This is a genomic window from Mameliella sp. CS4 (assembly GCF_019392335.1).
Lineage (GTDB): Bacteria > Pseudomonadota > Alphaproteobacteria > Rhodobacterales > Rhodobacteraceae > Antarctobacter.
The window spans coordinates 78480-96846 of the sequence record NZ_JAHXRQ010000009.1 but is presented as its reverse complement, the minus strand read 5'-3'; the positions used below and the strand labels follow the sequence as shown (position 1 = coordinate 96846).

Genomic DNA, 18367 nt, shown 5'->3' with positions numbered 1-18367 from the left:
TCCTCCTCAGCTGCAACCGCTCGTCGCGCCGCAGGTGTTGCACTTCATGCAGGTGCCGTTGCGCACCAGCGTGTAGTTGCCGCATTCGCCGCAGGCTTCGCCTTCGTAGCCCTGCATCTTGGCCTTGGTGACTGCCGTCATGGCCATCGCCGAGGAGGCCGAGCCGCCGGACTTCGGCCCTGCCGCCGTGGCGGGCACAAGGCTGCGCAGCACCTGGTCGGGGTCGGTGCCCGCTTCCAGCGCCACGGTCGCCTGACCGCCTTGCAGGACAATCAGTTCCTGCGGCAGACGCTTGCGCAGGTAGCCGGTCGAGCTGATCTGCTTCAGCACTTCCAGGCTGCGGCTGGCGGCGGTTTCCGACAGTTCCTTGACGTTGGACACACCCTCTTCCTCGCCCCGGCCAAGGTCGTCAAAGCTGGCGCCCTCGGGTTTGACATGGGCCAGGTCTGTGCGGTCCAGGTAGGACACGGCCAGTTCGCGGAAGATGTAGTCGAGGATCGAAGTCGCGTTCTTGATCGAGTCGTTGCCCTGCACCATGCCCGCCGGTTCGAACTTGGTGAAGGTAAAGGCGTCGACGAATTCCTCCAGCGGCACGCCGTATTGCAGGCCGACGGACACGGCGATGGCGAAGTTGTTCATCATCGCACGGAAGCCGGCGCCTTCCTTGTGCATGTCGATGAAGATCTCGCCCAGGTTGCCGTCCTCGTATTCGCCGGTCCGCAGATAGACCTTGTGACCGCCGACAATCGCCTTTTGCGTATAGCCTTTACGGCGTTCGGGCATCTTGGAGCGGCCCGCGCGGGCCACTTCCTTGATCACGACCTTTTCGACGATCTTCTCGGCCAGGACCTGCGCCTTTTCGTGCTGCGATCCGCTTTCCAGGATCTCGGCAGCCTCGTCGTCGTCCTCGACCAGCGCGGCCGCCAGCGGCTGCGACAGTTTCGAGCCGTCGCGGTAGAGCGCGTTGGCCTTCACACCCAGCGACCAGCTGAGCTCATAGGCCTTCTGGCAGTCCTCGATGGTCGCATCGTTGGGCATGTTGATCGTCTTCGAGATCGCGCCCGAGATGAAGCTTTGCGCCGCGGCCATCATGGTGATGTGGCTGTCGACCGAGAGGAAGCGCTTGCCCTTCTTGCCGCAGGGGTTGGCGCAGTCGAAGACCTTGAGGTGTTCCTCTTTCAGGTGCGGCGCCCCTTCCAGGGTCATGGTGCCGCAGACATGGTCGTTCGCGGCGTCGATGTCGGCCTTGGAAAAGCCCAGGTGCCGCAGCAGGTCAAAGCTGGGGTCGATCAATTTTTCCGCCGGGATGCCCAGAACATCGCGGCAGAATTCTTCGCCCAGCGTCCACTGGTTAAAGACAAAGCGGATGTCGAATGCCGAGGCCAGCGCACCTTCGACCTTCTCGATCTGCGCCGGGCCAAAGCCGTGGCCGATCAGGGCGGTGTGGTTGATGCCCGGCGCGTTGCCCAGCGTCTGGTGGCCGACGGCGTAGGAAATGATCTCTTCGATCTGGCTGGACGTGTAGCCCATGTTTTCCAGCGCACCGGGAACCGAGCGGTTGATGATCTTGAAGTAACCACCGCCGGCAAGCTTCTTGAACTTCACCAGCGCGAAGTCGGGCTCGATGCCGGTGGTGTCGCAATCCATGACCAGGCCGATGGTGCCGGTCGGCGCGATGACAGACACCTGCGCGTTGCGGTAGCCGTTCTTTTCGCCAAGGCTATAGGCCTCGTCCCAGGCCGACATGGCCAGGTGCACCAGTGCCTCGTCGGGGCAGTTGACCAGGTCCAGCGGCACCGGCTTGACCGCCAGCTTGTCATAGCCTTCCGATGCGCCGTAGGCGGCGTTGCGGTGGTTCTTGATGACACGCAGCATGTGGTCGCGGTTGCGGGCATAGCCCGGGAAGGCGCCCAGTTCACCGGCGATTTCCGCCGAGGTGGCGTAGGAGGTCCCGGTCATGATCGCGGTCAGCGCACCACAGAGCGCGCGGCCCTCATCCGAGTCGTAGCCATAGCCCATGTTCATCAGCAACCCGCCGATGTTGGCATAGCCCAGGCCCAGCGTGCGGAAGTCATAGCTGAGCTGCGCGATTTCTTTGGACGGGAACTGCGCCATCAAGACGGAGATTTCCAGCGTCAGCGTCCAGAGGCGCGTGGCGTGGATATAGCCTTCGGCGTCGAAACGACCGTCCTTGAGGAAGGTCAGCAGGTTCATCGAGGCCAGGTTGCAGGCCGTATCGTCGAGGAACATGTACTCGGAACAGGGGTTCGAGCCACGGATCGCCCCGTCCTCGGGGCAGGTGTGCCATGCGTTCACGGTGTCATGGAACTGGATGCCCGGATCGGCGCAGGCCCAGGCCGCGTGGCCAACCTGTTCCCAGAGGTCGCGCGCCTTGATGGTCTTGGCGGTCTTGCCGTCGGTGCGGCGGATCAGCTCCCAATCAGCATCGTCCTTGACCGCCTTCAGGAAAGCATCTGTCACGCGGATCGAGTTGTTGGAGTTCTGGCCCGAGACCGAGGCGTAGGCTTCGGAGTCCCAATCCGTGTCATAGGTCGGGAACTCGATCGAGGCATAGCCCTGGCGTGCATAGTCAAGCACGCGCTTGATGTAGGTCTCGGGGATCATGGTGCCCTTGGCCGCACGGATGGCCGCCTTCAGGGTCTCGTTCTTCTTGGGATCATATGCGTCTTCTTCTGCCCCGTCCCAGGCCGCGATGGCCGCGAAGATCCCGTTCAGCATCTTTTCGTGCATCTTCGAGCCGGCGACGATGGATGCCACCTTCTGCTCTTCGCGCACTTTCCAGTTGATGAACTCTTCGATGTCGGGGTGATCGGCGTCGCAAATCACCATCTTCGCTGCTCGACGGGTCGTTCCGCCGGACTTGATAGACCCCGCGGCACGGTCGCCGATCTTGAGGAACCCCATCAGGCCGGAGGACTTGCCTCCGCCTGACAGCGCCTCGCCCTCGGCACGCAGGGAGGAGAAGTTCGTGCCGGTGCCAGAACCGTATTTGAACAGGCGCGCCTCGCGCACCCACAGATCCATGATACCACCTTCGTTCACCAGGTCATCCTGAACCGACTGGATAAAGCAGGCGTGCGGCTGCGGGTGCTCATAAGCCGACTTCGACTTCACCAGCTTGCCGGTTTTGTAATCGACGTAGAAATGGCCCTGGCTGGGGCCGTCGATGCCATAGGCCCAGTGCAGGCCGGTGTTGAACCACTGCGGGCTGTTCGGCGCGGCCATCTGGGTGGCCAGCATGAAACGCATTTCGTCGAAATAGGCCTGGGCGTCTTCCTCGGTCGAGAAATAGCCGCCCTTCCAGCCCCAGTAGGTCCAGGCGCCGGCCAGACGGTCAAAGACCTGGCGCGCGCTGGTCTCACCGGTGCGCGGCGTGTCCTTGGACGCCGGGACCGAGCGCCACAGGAATTCGGGCACGCCCTTTTCTGCGACGCGCTTCAGCTCGGTCGGCACGCCGGCCTTGCGGAAGTATTTCTGAGCGATGACGTCGCTGGCGACCTGGCTCCAGCCTGCGGGCACTTCCAGCTGGTCGAGCGCAAAGACGGTGGTGCCGTCAGGGTTCCGAATTTCCGACTTGGTGGTGACAAAGTCGATGTCGGCATAAGCGTCCTGTCCGGCCTTGGTGAATTTGCGTTCGATTTTCATCGCAGCTGCCCCTAAAGAGTGTCCCGTTTTTTTCGTGCCGGTCGGTAAGGCAAAGGACAAAAGCACCCTCCCGCGGTTGCCACGCGGGCCGAGGCCGATGCCCCATGTGAGTGAATGCTGTGCTTGTCTGTCCCTTGCCGCCGCCCACTACATTTAGTGGCTGTCCCGACCGGCCTACACAAAATGGCCCTGATACGCCGGAGTCGTCAACGCGTTTTTTTACGATATCTACATATATTTTGTGTTGACCCGACGACACCACACTAGGGGCGGTATGAGGCCTCCGATTCATCCCGGATCTGTTAATAATTTCAGCTTTCGCGCAAACCGTGGAAATACAAAGAGAGACGGCAGTTTATGCACAAATGCTTGTGGATAACTTCAGGTCTCGCGCCCGAACTGGTTAATATTTGTTAAGATCCCCGATGCCCCTCGTTGTTGCAAGCTGAACACGCTCAACCCTCCAATTCGGGCATTTGCACCCCTCCCCCACCACATCTAGTGGGGTGACCGATTCTTTGGCAGAGCTCGCGAATAGGCGCCCGGGCCGTTGACCCGGACGCCTGTGATCGCCTGTTGAGCCGCGGTCAGACCAGGATCATCTCGCCCGAGACCTGCGCCAGTTGCGTGTCTTCCAGCGTGACCGTGACGTCCTGATCCATAAAGACGACATCGTCGCCCTGCTGCATCATCTGGCCAATCGCGGCATCCGCATCGGCATAGCCGAAGGCCGTGAAATCCAGCATGTCCCAGGACTCCAGGTCGGTCACGATATGGCTGCTGCCGGTGTCGGTGCCAAAGACGAAGGTGTCCGACAGGTAGCCGCCCGACAGGGTGTTGGTGCCCCCATTGCCGGCCAGCACGTCATTGGTGCCCTGGGCATCGACCCAATCCTCCATGTCCGAGGCGCTGCGCATCTTCATCTCGGGGCTTTCCGAGAAGCCAAGCAGGACCTCGGCCCGCGATGCTCCCGCGTCCAGCTTGCCGACCCAATGCGCCAGCCCGCCGGGATCGGCGCCACGGTCCAGCGTGTTCTGGTACATCGCGCGCACGAAATCCTCGTTTGTGCCGCCGCCAAAGACCGAATTGAACTCTGGCGAGTTGGCGAAACCGACCGCCACACGGTTCAGGTCAAAGGTGCCCCCAGCCAGACCCGTGACCCAGGATTCGAAACCGGGCGCATCCGGGTCGCGGTCGAAGCTGGTGACATACAGCCGATAAAGCTGACCGGTGATGATGTTGACGTCGCCGGAAAAATCGCCGTCGCCAAAGATCATGTCATCGCCCCCACCGCCGCCGATGTTGTCGCTGCCCATGTTGCCAAAGAGCATGTCGTCGCCCCCGGCCCCGCGCAGGATATCGTCGCCGCCGTCACCATAGGCCACGTCGGCCATGATCCCGGTCTGGGCGTTGGGCAGACCCTGGTCGCTGTCCGACCAGGACCCGGTGTGGATCTCGTCGTTGCCCGCACCGCCGTGGATCGTGTCCATGCCATCGGCCATCGCGTCAAAGGTCGAGCCGGTGGCCGCCGCCGTGCGGCTGTCGTCATCGCCGGTCAGGATCTCGTCGCCTGCGCCGCCCATGATCATGTCGTTCCCGGCGCCACCCGCGATGCCGCCGTCATACTCGGCCAGGGTCAACCCGCCCGAGGCCCCCGAATCGGCGGCGTTTGGACCGTTGACGTCCATCTGGCCCGACTCAAGAATGTCGTTGCCACCGTTGCCCTCAAGGATGTCGGCCCCCATGCCCCCCAGCAGCGTGTCATTGTCCGCGCCCCCGGTGATCGTGTCGTTGCCCGCAAGCCCGTCCACCATGTCATCGCCGGGTCCGGCGTCGAAGATGTCGGGATTCGGGGTCAGCACGACCGTGTCGCTGGCCGTCTCGCGGTGCTCCGCCAGGACGGCAAGCGCCTCTTCCTTCGTGGCCACCTCGATGTCACCGGCGGCAGCGGGCAGGATGCCGATAAAGCCGTTGGCGCCACCGGACACCTCACCGCCGGTGCCCATGCCGATACCATCGGGGATTTCGACCCCGTGCAGAACGATCTCGCGCAGTTCCAGCGGCATCAGGTCGGATGCAAAGTAGTCGGTCATCGTGACCGGGCTGAAAAAGTTGCTGTTGTCGCCCAGGTCGTAGCTCTGGACAAAAGAGATGCGCCCCGAGGCATCCGCCATCGGCATCATCCCGTCCATCGACAGCGGCAAGATCACGTCGCCGTATTGGCTCACCCCTTCCAGCACCTCGACCATCCCGTCGCGGTCCAGGTCATCGGCGATAGTCGGCGCCACGGAATCGATCGGATTGCCACTCTCATCAAAAAGGCCGTGAATATGTTGGGCATGAGTCTGCGAGGGCGTCAGACCGGTCGCCGAAATCGCGACGTTCAGATAGGTCGAGCCGTCGTCGTCGGTGACCATCGCCAGCACTGCCGTACCTTCGACGCCCGAGCTGTTGAGCGCGCCCAGATCAACGGTCCAGTAGGCATCTGCCTGATCCAGAAACGTTTCGAATGAATCGTAGTTAGAGGCCAGATGAGCCATAAAAACTTCCTCCTGTCGCTTGTCGCGTGTCCAAAGCCACGTGTCAGGAATCGGAAAGTTTCAAAGCACCCCGTAAATTTTACGGGTCATAGCCGCCGCGGGCGATGGCCGCAGGCAATCACCTTGCGCAATGCCATCTGGAAAGCGTTTAAATACAGGATCTTGGAGGAAGTGGTCGGGGCGGCGAGATTCGAACTCACGACCTTCTGTACCCAAAACAGACGCGCTACCAGGCTGCGCTACGCCCCGACGGTCCGTGCGGTCTAGCCGCACGGGACGGGCTTGAAAAGCCCCTTTGAACGATCAGCAGGGCCAGGCTGCGCGGCGGATCGCCGGATGACGCATCTGGGCCCCCTCTTCGATCCCCATCATCCTGGCGTAACCGCCGTTGATCTCCAGCACGAACTGGATCTGCTCGCCTCCGGGAATGCTGGTTTCGTCATGCGGCTTGGCATTGTGATGGATATGAACCACGACGCCCCGGCGGTCGGCGAAAATGATGTCCAGCGGGATGAACGTGTTCTTCATCCAGAACGCGACGGGTTGCGGTGCCGGGTAGATGAACAGCATCCCCTTGCTCAGCGGCATGGATTTCACGTTCATCAACCCCTGCGCCCGGCTGTCGGGCGTGTCGGCCACGTCAACCGTGAAGCGCACCGGCGCATGACCGCCGCGCACATATAGCGTGTCCGCGCGGCACTCTCCGACGCGGTTGTCCGGGTCGTTCACATGTTTCGGATCGGGTCCGGCCTCGGCCAGCGGTTCATCGCCGATCGGCAGGATCGGGTCGATCAGCGGTGGTTTTTCGTCAGAGGGTTCCTGCGCCGGTTCAGGGTCGGGCGCCTCGTCGGCGGGGGCCGACGGATCGGGTGTCACCCGCGCCACGGGCTCGCCTTCGTCCGGGGCATCCGGACCGGGATCCGGCACCGGCGCCTCGGCGACCGGCTCTGCCGGGGCCGGGCCGTCCTTGACCGGGGCCGCGTCCGGCGTCTCGTCCACCAGCGGCTGGGCCGCGGGCGGCGGTGGCGCCGTTTCCTGTTCCAGAATGACAGAGCCTTCGTCCTGGCTCCAGACCGGCCACGCAACCAGCGTGGCAACAAAACTCAACGCGACAAGGCGCTTTCCCATGCGTTCACTTCCATCGCCATGCGTCCACGCTTGCCCTCGACCACGCGAATTGCCAGGGCCTCGCCCGGTTGCAGATCCGCGAGGCCCGACCGGCGCAGGACCTCGATATGAATGAACACATCTTCCGGTTTTCCGAAGACATTTGCAAACCCGAAACCCTTGGCCTTGTCGAACCACTTGACGCGGGCCGGTTCCAGCGGTGCCTGGGCCATGACCTCGGGGTCAAGATGTTCGAAATCCGCAAGCGGCGCGCTTTCGGGGGCTTCCGGCGGTTCCACCTTCAGCACCTGGGTCGCCTGTACGCCCCTGTCGGTGCGTTGCACGGTGATGTCTATGCGCGCGCCATCGGCGACGGAACTTTGTCCGAAGTTCCGCAGGACATTCGCGTGCAGCAGAATATCCGGACCACCCGTGTCCGAAATGACAAATCCGAAGCCTTTGACGGGGTCAAACCATTTCACCCGTCCAGAGACTGCCTCGCTTTCCGTATCCTCTCGTGTCAACGTCGTTCCCGATTGTTCCATCTTATCCCCACCCGACCTCTTGAAACAAAGCCCTCGGACAGCGCAAGCCCGTGGAATTGACCTTTTTTGTGTCAGATAGGTTAACGGTGCCCCATGAAAACCGAATGTGCCGGCCTGTTTTTCTGCCTGATTTCAGTATGCTTCACGGGTTGAGACGGTCAACAGTCCAAGCAGCGGACATATCCTTTCGCGCCCAGCGAAACCGGTCGTGAAGGCGAAATGCGCCGTCGGCCCAGAATTCAATCTCGACCGGGCGGATCCGATAACCGCCCCAGAACGGCGGGCGCGGCGGGTTGGTCCCGTGCCGGGCCGTGACGCGCGCAACCTCGGCCATGAGCGAGGCGCGGCTGTCCAGCGGGCGGCTCTGACGGCTGGCCCAGGCACCAAGGCGGCTCTTGATAGACCGCGAGGCATAGTAGTCATCCGCCTGTGGGCCGTCTTCCTTTTCGACCAGCCCCCGCACGCGGAGCTGCCGGCGCAGGGATTTCCAGTGCATGACGAAAGCCGCCTTGCCGGCCTGGTCGATCTCACCGGCCTTGGCGCTTTCGTAGTTGGTATAAAAGACAAAGGCATCCGCCTCGATGTCCTTGAGCAGGACCATGCGTGCGTTGGGCAGACCATCGGCATCCACCGTCGACAGCGCGATGGCGTTGGGATCGTTGATCTCCTTGGCCTCGGCCTCTGCCAGCCAGTTGCGGGCGATCTGAAAGGGGTCGTCGCCTGCGAAAATCCCGCTGCGGTCGCTCATCGTCATGGTCTCCTTCTGTCCGTTTCCTGCCGGACGCGCCGGGACTGTGACCTGTGTCGCGCCGGATGCAAGCCCTGTTTTGCACGCACGGCAGGCTTGATGGTCCCGGACCGATCGCCTAAAAGTCGCTCCATCGACGATCTGGCGGAAAGGGCGCTCATGTCAAACCAGTTGATGGCGGGAAAACGCGGTCTGATCATGGGCCTGGCCAATGACAAATCCATTGCCTGGGGCATTGCCAAGGCCTGCGCCGACGCCGGCGCCGAGCTGGCCTTTTCCTACCAAGGAGAGGCGCTGAAGAAACGTGTCGATCCGCTGGCCGGGCAACTGGGTTCGGACATCGTCCTGCCCTGCGACGTGGGCGACGAGGCCTCGATCGACGGGCTTTTCGGCGCGTTGAAAGACCGTTGGGACAGCCTCGATTTCATCGTTCACGCCATCGGCTTTTCGGACAAATCCGAACTGCGCGGGCGCTACGTGGACACGTCGAAAAACAATTTCGCCATGACCATGGACATCTCGGTCTACAGCTTCACCAGCGTGATGCAGCGGGCCGAAAAAATGATGACCAAGGGCGGCAGCGCGGTGACGCTGACCTACTACGGCGCCGAGCGGATCATGCCGCATTACAATGTCATGGGCGTGGCCAAGGCCGCGCTGGAGGCATCGGTGCGCTACCTGGCCGAGGACCTGGGCAAGGACGGCATCCGTGTGAACGCGATCAGCGCCGGGCCGATCAAGACCCTGGCCGCCAGCGGCATCGGAGATTTCCGCTACATCATGAAGTGGAACGAGTACAACTCGCCCCTGCGCCGCAACGTGACGATTCAGGACGTGGGCAATTCCGCGCTCTACCTTCTGTCCGACCTGGGTTCAGGCGTGACCGGAGAGACGCATCACGTCGACGCCGGCTATCACGTCGTCGGCATGAAGGCGGTCGACGCGCCGGACATCACCAAGGGCTGAGCGCCCTGCCCGCCTGACAGACAGGACAAGCGCAAGACACAGCCCCGGCCCCCGCGCCGGGGCCTCTTCGTTTGACAGGGGCACAGTGTTCTGGCGTTCTGGTCCCAAGCGCCGAAGGAGCCGCCACCATGACCTGGACACATCTGCTTGCCTTCAACCTGACTCTTCTGGCCGCGATGGCGGCTCCGGGGCCTGCCCTGTTGTATGCGCTGCGCCAGTCCATCGCGGGCGGGTTTCGTACCGGGCTTGCCACCGGCGCGGGACTTGGCCTGATCGCGGCCTGCTGGACCGGGGCCGCTCTGCTGGGGCTCGAGGTGATCTTTGCGCTCTTTCCCTTCGCCTATGGCGCCATGAAACTGGCGGGTGCGCTTTACCTGATGTGGATTGCCTGGGGCCTGTGGCGGGATGCACGCAAGCCGGTGTCTGACAGTGCGCGGCCCGGTGCCAATGCCTTTCTGGGTGGTCTTCTGGTGAACCTGCTGAACCCGAAATCGGTGCTTTTTGCCGCCTCGGTTCTTGTGGTGATCTTTCCCGCCGACATGGGCCTTGGGGCCAAGGCGCTGATCGTCGGGAACCATTTCGTCGTCGAAGTGACGGTCTACGGTCTTTTCGCGGCGCTCTTGTCCACCGCGCCCGCCCGCGCCGGCTACCTGCGCGCCAAACCGGTGATCGACCGGGTGGCGGCGGCGCTGCTGGGGGCGCTGGGGCTACGGCTGTTGCTGTCGCGTTGAGGAGGCTTGCCCCGCGCCTTGCCGCTGGCGTATAGGCCTTGTCCACAGCGCTTGCCGAGGAGATTGCAATGACCGACCGCCTGCCCCACGAGAAAGGCTTTCACGTCAGCTGGGACCAGCTGCACCGGGATGCGCGGGCGCTGGCCTGGCGGCTACAGGGACAGGGGCCGGACAACGGCTACTGGAAAGCGGTGGTGGCCATCACCCGTGGCGGCATGGCGCCCGCGATGATCGTCGCGCGCGAGTTGGACATCCGCACCGTCGATACGGTCAGCGTCAAGAGCTATCATTCCGGCGGCGGCAAGGCCGATCAGCGGCGCGAGGCGCAGGTGCTGAAATCCCCGGACGCGGATCTGGTGGGCGACGGGACCGGGGTCCTGATCATCGACGACCTCGTCGACAGCGGCAAGACGCTGGAACTGGTGCGCAGCCTGTATCCCAAGGCACATGTGGCAACGGTCTATGCCAAGCCGCAGGGACGCCCGCAGGTCGACACCTTCATCACCGAGGTCAGCCAGGACACCTGGATCTTCTTCCCTTGGGACATGGCGCTGCAATACGTCAAACCCTACCGCGGCGACGACTGAGCCCGTGATCCATCGGGGCGCCTGACGGCGCGCTCTCACTCTTGGGGGCAAGGCCCCCAAACCCCCGGCGAGGGCGCTGCCCTCGCGCTCCCGAGAGTATTTTTGGCCCAAAGAAACAGCAGGACGGAGCAAGCGGATGGCGACACGCACCGAGGCAACCTTTTTTCCGCCCATCCCGGAAGCACAGCGCTGGCTGAAAGGGGTCGATTTTCCGGCCGACCGCCCGCTGATCAACCTCAGCCAGGCGGCGCCGGCCGATCCGCCGCCCGCGCCCATGCGCGCGGCGATGGCCGAGATGTTGGAGGACCCTGCAAGTCACCTATACGGGCCGGTGCTGGGCCTGCCCGCGCTGCGTAAGGCCTTGGCCGCGGACTGGGCGCGGCAATACGGCGGCACGGTCGAGGCCGCGCAGGTCGGCATTACGGCGGGCTGCAACCAGGCCTTCGCGGCGACCATCGCGGCCACCTGTGGCGAGGATGACGAGGTGATCCTGCCCGTGCCCTGGTATTTCAACCACAAGATGTGGCTCGACATGAGCGGCCTGCGCGCGGTGCCCCTGACCTGCGCTCCCGGCCTCGTCCCCGACCCGGAGGCCGCGCGCGCGCTGATCACGCCGCGCACGCGGGCCATCGTGCTTGTCACCCCCAACAATCCCTGCGGCGTGGAATACCCGGCAGACGTGCTGGACGGGTTCTTTGACCTGTGTGCCGAAACCGGCATCCCCCTGATCGTGGACGAGACCTATCGCGATTTCGACTCGCGCAGCAGAGCACCGCATAGCTTGTTGATGCGGGACGGCTGGGACCAGGTGCTGGTACAGCTCTACAGTTTTTCCAAGGCCTACCGGCTGACCGGCCATCGGGTCGGCGCAGTGATCGGCCAGCCCGAGTTGCTGCACCAGATCGAGAAGTTCCAGGACACGGTGGCGATTTGCGCGCCTTCGCTGGGCCAACGCGCCGCGCTCTGGGGGTTGGAAAACCTAGGTCAGTGGAAGGCCGAGCAGCGCGAGGAAATCTTGGATCGCCGCGCCGCCATCGAAGAACATTTTGCGCCACTGGCCGAAAAAGGCTGGCGTCTTCTGGGCTGCGGCGCCTATTTCGCCTACATCGAACATCCCTTTGCCGAGGGCTCTGCCACGCTTGCGCCCCGGCTGGTGCGCGAGGCAGGCGTGCTGATCCTGCCGGCGACGATGTTCACCCCCGACGGCGACCCCAGCGGCGACCGGCAGTTCCGTGTCGCCTTTGCCAATACCGACCGCGCCGGGATCGCCGAGTTCACGCGCAGGCTGGCGCAGGTCGACGGGCCTCTTGCAGCCCCCGGGGGAGCCGCATAGACAGGGGCAAACCGACAGCGGGAGGTCGAGATGGCGGACAAGAAGAGCGGCGTGGGAAAGTACCTGGTCTGGGGTCTGCTGGGGCTTTTGCTGCTGGGTCTGGGCGGTTTCGGCGCCACCAATTTCTCGGGCACGGTACGGTCGATCGGTAAGGTCGGCGAGGCCGAGATCTCGACCAATGACTATTTCCGGGCGCTGCAGAACGAGATCCGCAACATCCAGCAGCAGAGCGGACAGGCGCTGTCGTTCCAGCAGGCGCAAAGCCTGGGCTTGACGCAACAGGTGCTGAGCCAGCTGGTCGTCACCGCCGCGCTGGAGAACGAGGCCGACACGCTGGGCCTGTCGATCGGCGACACGCGGCTGGCCGAGGACCTGCGCCAGATCCGGGCCTTTCAGGCGGTGGATGGCAGTTTCAACCGCGAGGCTTACAAGCTGACGCTGGAAAACGCCGGCCTCAAGGAACGCGAGTTCGAGGAAAAGCTGCGCAACGAAAGCGCCAGCTCGCTGTTGCAGAGCGCGGTGCTGGCCGGCATCCGTCTGCCTGACGCCTATGTCGACACGCTGATCGGCTACACCGGCGAACGCCGCAGCATCACCTGGGCCGTGGTCGGCGAAGACCAGTTGGACGGAAGCGTGACCGCCCCGACCGAGGACGTCCTGCGGGCCCATTATGATGACAACATCGCCAAATTCACCCGTCCCGAGACCAAGCGCCTCACCTACGCCTGGGTGACGCCCGAAATGCTGGTCGACAGTGTCGAAGTGGACGAGGAAAGCCTGCGTGCGGCCTATGACGACCGCAAGGACCAGTTCGACCTGCCCGAGCGGCGCCTTGTCGAACGGCTGGTTTTCAACGACACCGCCGCTGCAGAGGCCGCGCTGGCGCGCATAACCTCGGGCGACATCAGCTTTGGCGACCTCGTGGATGAGCGGGGACTGAGTCTGGAAGACACCGACATGGGCGACGTCACCCGCGACGACCTGCGCGATGCGGCAGATGTGGTCTTTGACGGCGCTGTGGGCCAGGTGGTCGGCCCGGCTCCGACGCCGCTGGGTCCGGCGCTGTTCCGGATCAACGCCGTCCTGCCCGCACAGCTGACCTCTTTCGAGGACGCGGTGCCCGGTCTGCGTGGCGAGCTGGCGCTGGACCGCGCGCGCCGCGTGATCGACGCCCAGGCACAGGGCTATGACGATGAACTGGCGGCGGGCCTCACGCTCGAGGAACTGGCGAAGACGACCGACCTTGACCTGGGGACAATCGGCTGGACAGGCGATAATGACGAGGGCATCGCGGGCTACCCTGCCTTCCGCGACGCCGCAGAGGCGGTGAAGGACGGGGATTACCCGGCCGTTACGGCACTGGGCGACGGCGGCATCTTTGCCCTGCGGCTGGATGCGATCGAGCCTCCCGCCCCCTACCCCTTCGACGAGGTGCGCGTGCGGGTCGAGGCCGACTGGCGCGAGGCGCAAAAGGCGGATGCGCTGCTGAAACAAGCCGAGACGCTGGCCGGGCAACTGGGCGAAGGTGTCACCTTCGAAGGCCTGGGCCTGACCGCCCAGACCGAGGAAGCCCTGACGAGGACCTCTTCCGGCGCGGTGCCGCGGGCGGTGCTTGACGCGGTCTTTGACATGGAGCCCAACCAGGTCCGGGCGGTCAGTACCGGAGACACGGCGGTCGTGGTCCGTCTGGATGACATCCTGGCCGTCGATCCGGATGACGAACAGGCCAAGCAGCTTGCAACGCTGTTCCGCGATCAGGCCGCCCAGTCGGTCGCGCAGGACCTGTTCCGCGCCCTGGCCTCGGACATCCAGGATCGTGCGGGCGTGGATCTGGATCAGCCGGCGATCAACGCCGTTCACGCGAATTTCCAGTAGAGACGATGGTACAGCTTATCCCTTCCTTCGACGGCTTCGCCGCTGCCTACGAGGCGGGCCGCAACCAGGTGGTTTATGCCCGCCTGGCCGCCGACCTCGACACGCCGGTTTCGCTGATGCTGAAACTGACCGGCGCGGCGCGCGATGCCTTCATGCTCGAATCCGTGACCGGCGGTGAGGTGCGCGGGCGTTATTCGATCATCGGGATGAAGCCGGATCTGATCTGGCAGTGCCACGGAGATCAAAGCCGGCTGAACCGCATGGCACGCTTTGATCCCGACGCCTTTGAACCGCAAGAGGACGACCCTCTGACAGCCCTGCGCGCCCTTCTGGCCGAAAGCCGGATCGACCTGCCCGATGACCTGCCACAAGCGGCGGCGGGTCTGTTTGGTTACCTGGGCTATGACATGATCCGGCTGGTCGAACACCTGCCCAACGTGAACCCCGATCCGCTGGGCCTGCCCGACGCGCTGCTGATGCGGCCCTCGGTCGTGGCGGTTCTGGACGGGGTCAAGGGCGAGGTGACGGTGGTCTCTCCAGCCTGGGTGCAGGATGGGCTTTCGGCGCGCGCGGCCTATGCGCAGGCCGCCGAACGGGTGATGGACGCGGTCCGCGACCTGGAACGCGCGCTGCCGCAGGCCAGCCGCGATCTGGGCGATGCGGCGGAACTGGGTGAACCGGTCTCAAACTTTGCCCATGACGCCTATCTCTCGGCGGTCGAAAAGGCCAAGGACTACATCCGCGCCGGCGATATCTTTCAGGTGGTGCCCTCGCAACGCTGGACGCAGGATTTCCCCCTGCCGCCCTTCGCGCTTTACCGGTCGCTGCGTCGGACGAACCCGTCGCCCTTCATGTTCTATTTCAACTTTGGCGGTTTCCAGGTGATCGGCGCCTCTCCCGAGATCCTCGTGAGGGTTTTCGGGAACGAGGTCACGATCCGTCCCATCGCGGGCACACGCCCCCGTGGCGCAACCCCGGCCGAGGACAAGGCGCTGGAAGAGGACCTGCTGGCCGACCAGAAGGAACTGGCGGAACACCTGATGCTGCTGGACCTGGGTCGGAACGACACTGGCAAGGTTTCGAAGATCGGCACCGTCCGCCCGACAGAGAAATTCATCATCGAACGCTACAGCCACGTCATGCACATCGTGTCGAACGTGGTCGGCGAACTGTCCGCGGATCAGGACGCGCTGTCGGCCCTGTTGGCCGGATTGCCAGCAGGCACCGTCAGCGGGGCCCCCAAGGTCCGGGCGATGGAAATCATCGACGAGCTGGAACCGGAAAAACGCGGCGTCTACGGCGGCGGCGTGGGTTACTTCAGTGCCGGGGGTGACATGGACATGTGCATCGCCCTGCGTACCGCGCTGGTGAAGGACCGCAAGCTTTATATCCAGGCCGGCGGCGGCGTGGTCTATGACAGCGATCCCGAGGCCGAGTACCAGGAAACGGTGCACAAATCGAACGCCATCCGGCGGGCGGCGGCAGATGCGGCGCGCTTTACGGGCGACGGGAACGGGTGAAGTGGTCCTTTCGGCGGCGGCAGAGCAATGAGCCTCCTCCGACGCTGACCACCCGTGACGAAATCGTCGCGGCCCTGCAAGCCCACGGCTGACAAAAACGCGGACGGGGTGTCCGGTTGACACTCTACAGGGACCTGCCCGACAGATTTGTCACGCTCATCCCCTCGATGATCCAATTGCCGGACGGTCCGTTGTTCAAAGGCGTGCCCAGCGTCGCGACGCGCCTTTTCGACCGGACCAAAGCGCGGATCATGGCTGCCGGCGACTCCCGCGACCCCAAGCTTGCCGACCCCCGGAAACTGCCGCTGATCCCTTTGATCACCGGTTGCCAACCGGCGCGGTCGGACAGCCCCAAGGCAAATGATCCTCGCCTGGCAGCGCTGTCGCGGGAACTGGTGACTTGGGGAGGAGCGGTGGATATCGCGGGTCTCTACGCAGACTTTCGCGACTGGCCAACCGACAGTCCGGGCTCTCGACCGGTCTTTCACCTTGCGGCGCTGGCGATTGGCGGGGCCGCCCGCCTAGGCCGCCGCCTCCAGCCGAATCCGTTCGATCATGGCCCGCAGCCCGTTCGACCGCTGCGCGGACAGGTGGTCATGCAGCCCCAGCCGCCCCAGTTCCGCGCGTGCATCCACGCCCGGCACCTCGGAAACCGGAAGACCATCATAGAGCCTGTGCAGAAGCGCGATGAGCCCCTTGACGATCAGCGCGTCGCTGTCGCCCTGAAAACGGAACACCCCGTCTTCGGGCGTCATGTGCAGCCAGACCTGGCTGGCGCAGCCTTCGACCTTGGTGGCGGGCACTTTCAGGGCCTCGGGCATCGGGTCCATGTCCTTGCCCATCTCGATCACCATGCGGTAGCGGTCTTCCCAGTCTTCCAGGAATTCGAAATCCTCGACCACGTCTTCGAATGCTGCCTGTGCCATTCTGCCCTCCATTTGCCGCAGACCTAGGCAGAGCTGCGGCAAAGGTCCAGCCCCCAACCGGCGCGAGGTTCTTTTCAACGGCGCCGTTCTGCGCTAACCCTCCGTGAAATCTGCTTGGGGGCGTAAAATGTTCAAACCGGTATCCAGCCTCGTGCTTGCCGCGATCCTGCTGACCAGCTGCGGCGCGGTGCGCGACAGCCGCCTGAACCCGGTGAACTGGTTCGGGCGCAGCGAGTCGCGGCCCGTGGCCGCCGTCAACGGCGAGGTGAACACACTGATCCCGCGCGGTCGCGAGTCCATCTTCCGCCAGGAAAAGGACACCAGCTATCGCGGGACCGAGATGGGCGAGATCACCGAACTGGTGATCGAACGCCGCCCCGGCGGCGCCATCGTCCGGGCCACCACGGTCGCCGACTACCAGGGCGCCTTCGACGTCAAGCTGGTCAAGATCGAGGAAGAGAGCGGCCAGGGCACGCTGACCTACGCCTTTCGCGGGCTGCAGCCGCGGGGCGCCAAGGGACCGGCCCAGTCGCGCACCCATACGGCGGCCATCTGGCTGACCGACAACCAGCTGCTGGATGTGCGCCTGATCCAGGTCAAGGGCCGCCACAACGTGCGCAGCGTGCGCCGCTGAGGGGCACCGGAGGCGGTCAGAGGTCGATGACCGTGACCGCCTTGCCCTTGGCGCCCAGGGCAATCTGCCCCTCGCACAGCCGCAGCGCATCCTCACCGAAGACTTCGTGCCGCCAGCCGGTCAGCGCGGCCACGTCGCGCTGACCGGCCGCGATTGCATCAAGGTCGGACGCCGGTGCGATCAGCTTGGACGCAACGCCGTAGCTTTCGGTCTTGGCCTTCAGGAGCACGCGCAGCAGGTCGGACAGCGCCGGGTTCACCTGCAGTTTCTCGCGGTCGTTTTCGACCGTGGGCAGAGTCTCCTTTGGGCAGTTCAGCCCGGCGGCCACCGCCGCAAGGATGCCCTCGGCAATGGCGCCCTTGCGCGCCTCGCGCAGCAACAGGCGGGAGCGGCTGAGGTCGTTCATGTTCTGCGGCTTGGTCGACGCAAGTTCGACCAGCGCATCGTCCTTGTACACCCGATTGCGCGGGATGTTGCGCTCCTGTGCATAGGATTCGCGGAAGGCGGCCAGTTCACGCACGATGGCCAGGAAACGCGGAGAGTTCGAGCGTGTCTTGACCCGTTTCCAGGCATCCTCGGGATGAGTGACATAGGTCTGCGGATCGGTCAGCACCGCCAGTTCCTCGGCCACCCAGCGGGCGCGGCCGGTCTCTTCCAGCTTGGCGTTCAGGAATTCGTAGATCTGGCGCAGGTGCGTCACATCTGCCAGCGCATAGGTTTTCTGCGCATCGGTCAGCGGGCGGCGCGACCAGTCGGTAAAGCGTGAACTCTTGTCGAGTTGCTGCTTGGCGATGCGCTTGACCAGCGTTTCATAGCCAACCTGTTCACCGAAACCGCAGACCATCGCCGCGACCTGCGTATCGAACAGCGGTTCCGGAATCACGCCGTGATCGACGTGAAAGATCTCCAGATCCTGGCGCGCCGCGTGGAAGACCTTGACGACATCCTTGTTCCGAAACAGCGTCATCAGCGGTTCCAGAGACAGATCTCCTTCAAGTGGGTCGACCAGGACGGCGTCCGCATCGTCGCGACCGGGCAAGGCCAGCTGGATGAGGCAGAGTTTCGAATAATAGGTCCGCTCCCGCAGGAATTCCGTATCCACGGTCACGTAGGGAACAGAGGCGGCGGCCTCGCAGAAGGCCGCCAGCTCTTCCGTCGTCGTCAAGGTTTTCATGCGGGCTCCGGCTGG

General features: G+C 64.0%; 14 protein-coding genes, 1 tRNA gene and 1 pseudogene. 8 read left to right on the top strand and 8 right to left on the bottom strand.

Annotation, left to right across the window (positions count from 1 at the left end; translation table 11 throughout):
• Positions 1–6: 6 nt before the first annotated feature.
• The 6 genes from KZZ07_RS12840 to pdxH form a co-directional block, all read right to left on the bottom strand.
• Complete coding sequence (locus tag KZZ07_RS12840; protein WP_219514617.1) at positions 7–3666, bottom strand: vitamin B12-dependent ribonucleotide reductase; 3660 nt, start codon at positions 3664–3666, stop codon at positions 7–9.
• Between the two features lie 587 nt (positions 3667–4253).
• Complete coding sequence (locus KZZ07_RS12835) at positions 4254–6206, bottom strand: DUF4214 domain-containing protein (protein WP_219514615.1); 1953 nt, start codon at positions 6204–6206, stop codon at positions 4254–4256.
• A 172-nt stretch (positions 6207–6378) separates the two neighbouring features.
• Positions 6379–6455 (bottom strand) — tRNA-Pro (locus KZZ07_RS12830).
• Between the two features lie 54 nt (positions 6456–6509).
• The gene (locus tag KZZ07_RS12825; RefSeq protein ID WP_219514614.1) at positions 6510–7334 is read right to left on the bottom strand and encodes a DUF192 domain-containing protein; all 825 of its coding nucleotides are present in this window, start codon (positions 7332–7334) and stop codon (positions 6510–6512) included.
• The gene (locus tag KZZ07_RS12820) at positions 7310–7858 is read right to left on the bottom strand and encodes a cold-shock protein (protein WP_219514613.1); all 549 of its coding nucleotides are present in this window, start codon (positions 7856–7858) and stop codon (positions 7310–7312) included. The genes KZZ07_RS12825 and KZZ07_RS12820 overlap by 25 nt, the downstream gene beginning before the upstream one ends.
• 142 nt (positions 7859–8000) lie before the next feature.
• Complete coding sequence (gene pdxH / locus KZZ07_RS12815) at positions 8001–8606, bottom strand: pyridoxamine 5'-phosphate oxidase (RefSeq protein ID WP_219514612.1); 606 nt, start codon at positions 8604–8606, stop codon at positions 8001–8003.
• A gap of 159 nt (positions 8607–8765) precedes the next feature.
• Here pdxH and fabI point away from each other — a divergent pair, with 159 nt between their 5' ends.
• From fabI to KZZ07_RS28265, 7 genes and pseudogenes are all read left to right on the top strand, one after another.
• A complete protein-coding gene (gene fabI, locus KZZ07_RS12810; protein WP_219514611.1) occupies positions 8766–9572 on the top strand; it encodes an enoyl-ACP reductase FabI in 807 nt (268 codons plus the stop codon).
• Positions 9573–9700: 128 nt separating this feature from the next.
• Positions 9701–10303, top strand: a complete 603-nt coding sequence (locus KZZ07_RS12805) for a LysE family translocator (protein WP_219514609.1) — start codon at positions 9701–9703, stop codon at positions 10301–10303.
• 68 nt (positions 10304–10371) lie between these two features.
• Positions 10372–10890: a xanthine phosphoribosyltransferase gene (gpt, locus tag KZZ07_RS12800; RefSeq protein WP_219514607.1), complete on the top strand. Its 519-nt coding sequence runs from the start codon at positions 10372–10374 to the stop codon at positions 10888–10890.
• A 136-nt stretch (positions 10891–11026) separates the two neighbouring features.
• Positions 11027–12223: an aminotransferase gene (locus tag KZZ07_RS12795; protein WP_219514605.1), complete on the top strand. Its 1197-nt coding sequence runs from the start codon at positions 11027–11029 to the stop codon at positions 12221–12223.
• Positions 12224–12253: 30 nt separating this feature from the next.
• On the top strand, positions 12254–14098 hold the full coding sequence (locus tag KZZ07_RS12790; protein ID WP_219514604.1) for a peptidyl-prolyl cis-trans isomerase: 1845 nt from the start codon (positions 12254–12256) through the stop codon (positions 14096–14098).
• Between the two features lie 5 nt (positions 14099–14103).
• Positions 14104–15618, top strand: coding sequence for an anthranilate synthase component I (gene trpE / locus KZZ07_RS12785; protein ID WP_219514603.1), 1515 nt, complete (start codon positions 14104–14106; stop codon positions 15616–15618).
• A gap of 116 nt (positions 15619–15734) precedes the next feature.
• Positions 15735–16118: pseudogene (locus KZZ07_RS28265) on the top strand (DUF6990 domain-containing protein); the annotation flags it as partial.
• A 21-nt stretch (positions 16119–16139) separates the two neighbouring features.
• Here KZZ07_RS28265 and KZZ07_RS12780 read toward each other — a convergent pair.
• Positions 16140–16544: a SufE family protein gene (locus KZZ07_RS12780; protein WP_219514602.1), complete on the bottom strand. Its 405-nt coding sequence runs from the start codon at positions 16542–16544 to the stop codon at positions 16140–16142.
• Between the two features lie 127 nt (positions 16545–16671).
• Between KZZ07_RS12780 and KZZ07_RS12775 the strand changes: the two genes are divergently transcribed.
• Positions 16672–17178: a hypothetical protein gene (locus tag KZZ07_RS12775; protein WP_219514601.1), complete on the top strand. Its 507-nt coding sequence runs from the start codon at positions 16672–16674 to the stop codon at positions 17176–17178.
• 16 nt (positions 17179–17194) lie between these two features.
• On the opposite strand, the gene rnd is transcribed toward KZZ07_RS12775, so the two are convergent.
• The gene (rnd, locus tag KZZ07_RS12770) at positions 17195–18352 is read right to left on the bottom strand and encodes a ribonuclease D (RefSeq protein ID WP_219514600.1); all 1158 of its coding nucleotides are present in this window, start codon (positions 18350–18352) and stop codon (positions 17195–17197) included.
• Between the last annotated feature and the right edge of the window lie 15 nt (positions 18353–18367).

Excerpts from the sequence above, each read along its gene's own strand:
- KZZ07_RS12835 (WP_219514615.1), bottom strand. The coding sequence starts at position 6,206 with ATGGCTCATCTGGCCTCTAACTACGATTCATTCGAAACGTTTCTGGAT.
- KZZ07_RS12790 (WP_219514604.1), top strand. The coding sequence starts at position 12,254 with ATGGCGGACAAGAAGAGCGGCGTGGGAAAGTACCTGGTCTGGGGTCTG.
- KZZ07_RS12820 (WP_219514613.1), bottom strand. The coding sequence starts at position 7,858 with ATGGAACAATCGGGAACGACGTTGACACGAGAGGATACGGAAAGCGAG.
- KZZ07_RS12805 (WP_219514609.1), top strand. The coding sequence starts at position 9,701 with ATGACCTGGACACATCTGCTTGCCTTCAACCTGACTCTTCTGGCCGCG.
- trpE (WP_219514603.1), top strand. The coding sequence starts at position 14,104 with ATGGTACAGCTTATCCCTTCCTTCGACGGCTTCGCCGCTGCCTACGAG.
- KZZ07_RS12795 (WP_219514605.1), top strand. The coding sequence starts at position 11,027 with ATGGCGACACGCACCGAGGCAACCTTTTTTCCGCCCATCCCGGAAGCA.
- KZZ07_RS12780 (WP_219514602.1), bottom strand. The coding sequence starts at position 16,544 with ATGGCACAGGCAGCATTCGAAGACGTGGTCGAGGATTTCGAATTCCTG.
- KZZ07_RS12825 (WP_219514614.1), bottom strand. The coding sequence starts at position 7,334 with ATGGGAAAGCGCCTTGTCGCGTTGAGTTTTGTTGCCACGCTGGTTGCG.
- KZZ07_RS12775 (WP_219514601.1), top strand. The coding sequence starts at position 16,672 with ATGTTCAAACCGGTATCCAGCCTCGTGCTTGCCGCGATCCTGCTGACC.
- fabI (WP_219514611.1), top strand. The coding sequence starts at position 8,766 with ATGTCAAACCAGTTGATGGCGGGAAAACGCGGTCTGATCATGGGCCTG.
- rnd (WP_219514600.1), bottom strand. The coding sequence starts at position 18,352 with ATGAAAACCTTGACGACGACGGAAGAGCTGGCGGCCTTCTGCGAGGCC.
- pdxH (WP_219514612.1), bottom strand. The coding sequence starts at position 8,606 with ATGAGCGACCGCAGCGGGATTTTCGCAGGCGACGACCCCTTTCAGATC.
- KZZ07_RS12840 (WP_219514617.1), bottom strand. The coding sequence starts at position 3,666 with ATGAAAATCGAACGCAAATTCACCAAGGCCGGACAGGACGCTTATGCC.
- gpt (WP_219514607.1), top strand. The coding sequence starts at position 10,372 with ATGACCGACCGCCTGCCCCACGAGAAAGGCTTTCACGTCAGCTGGGAC.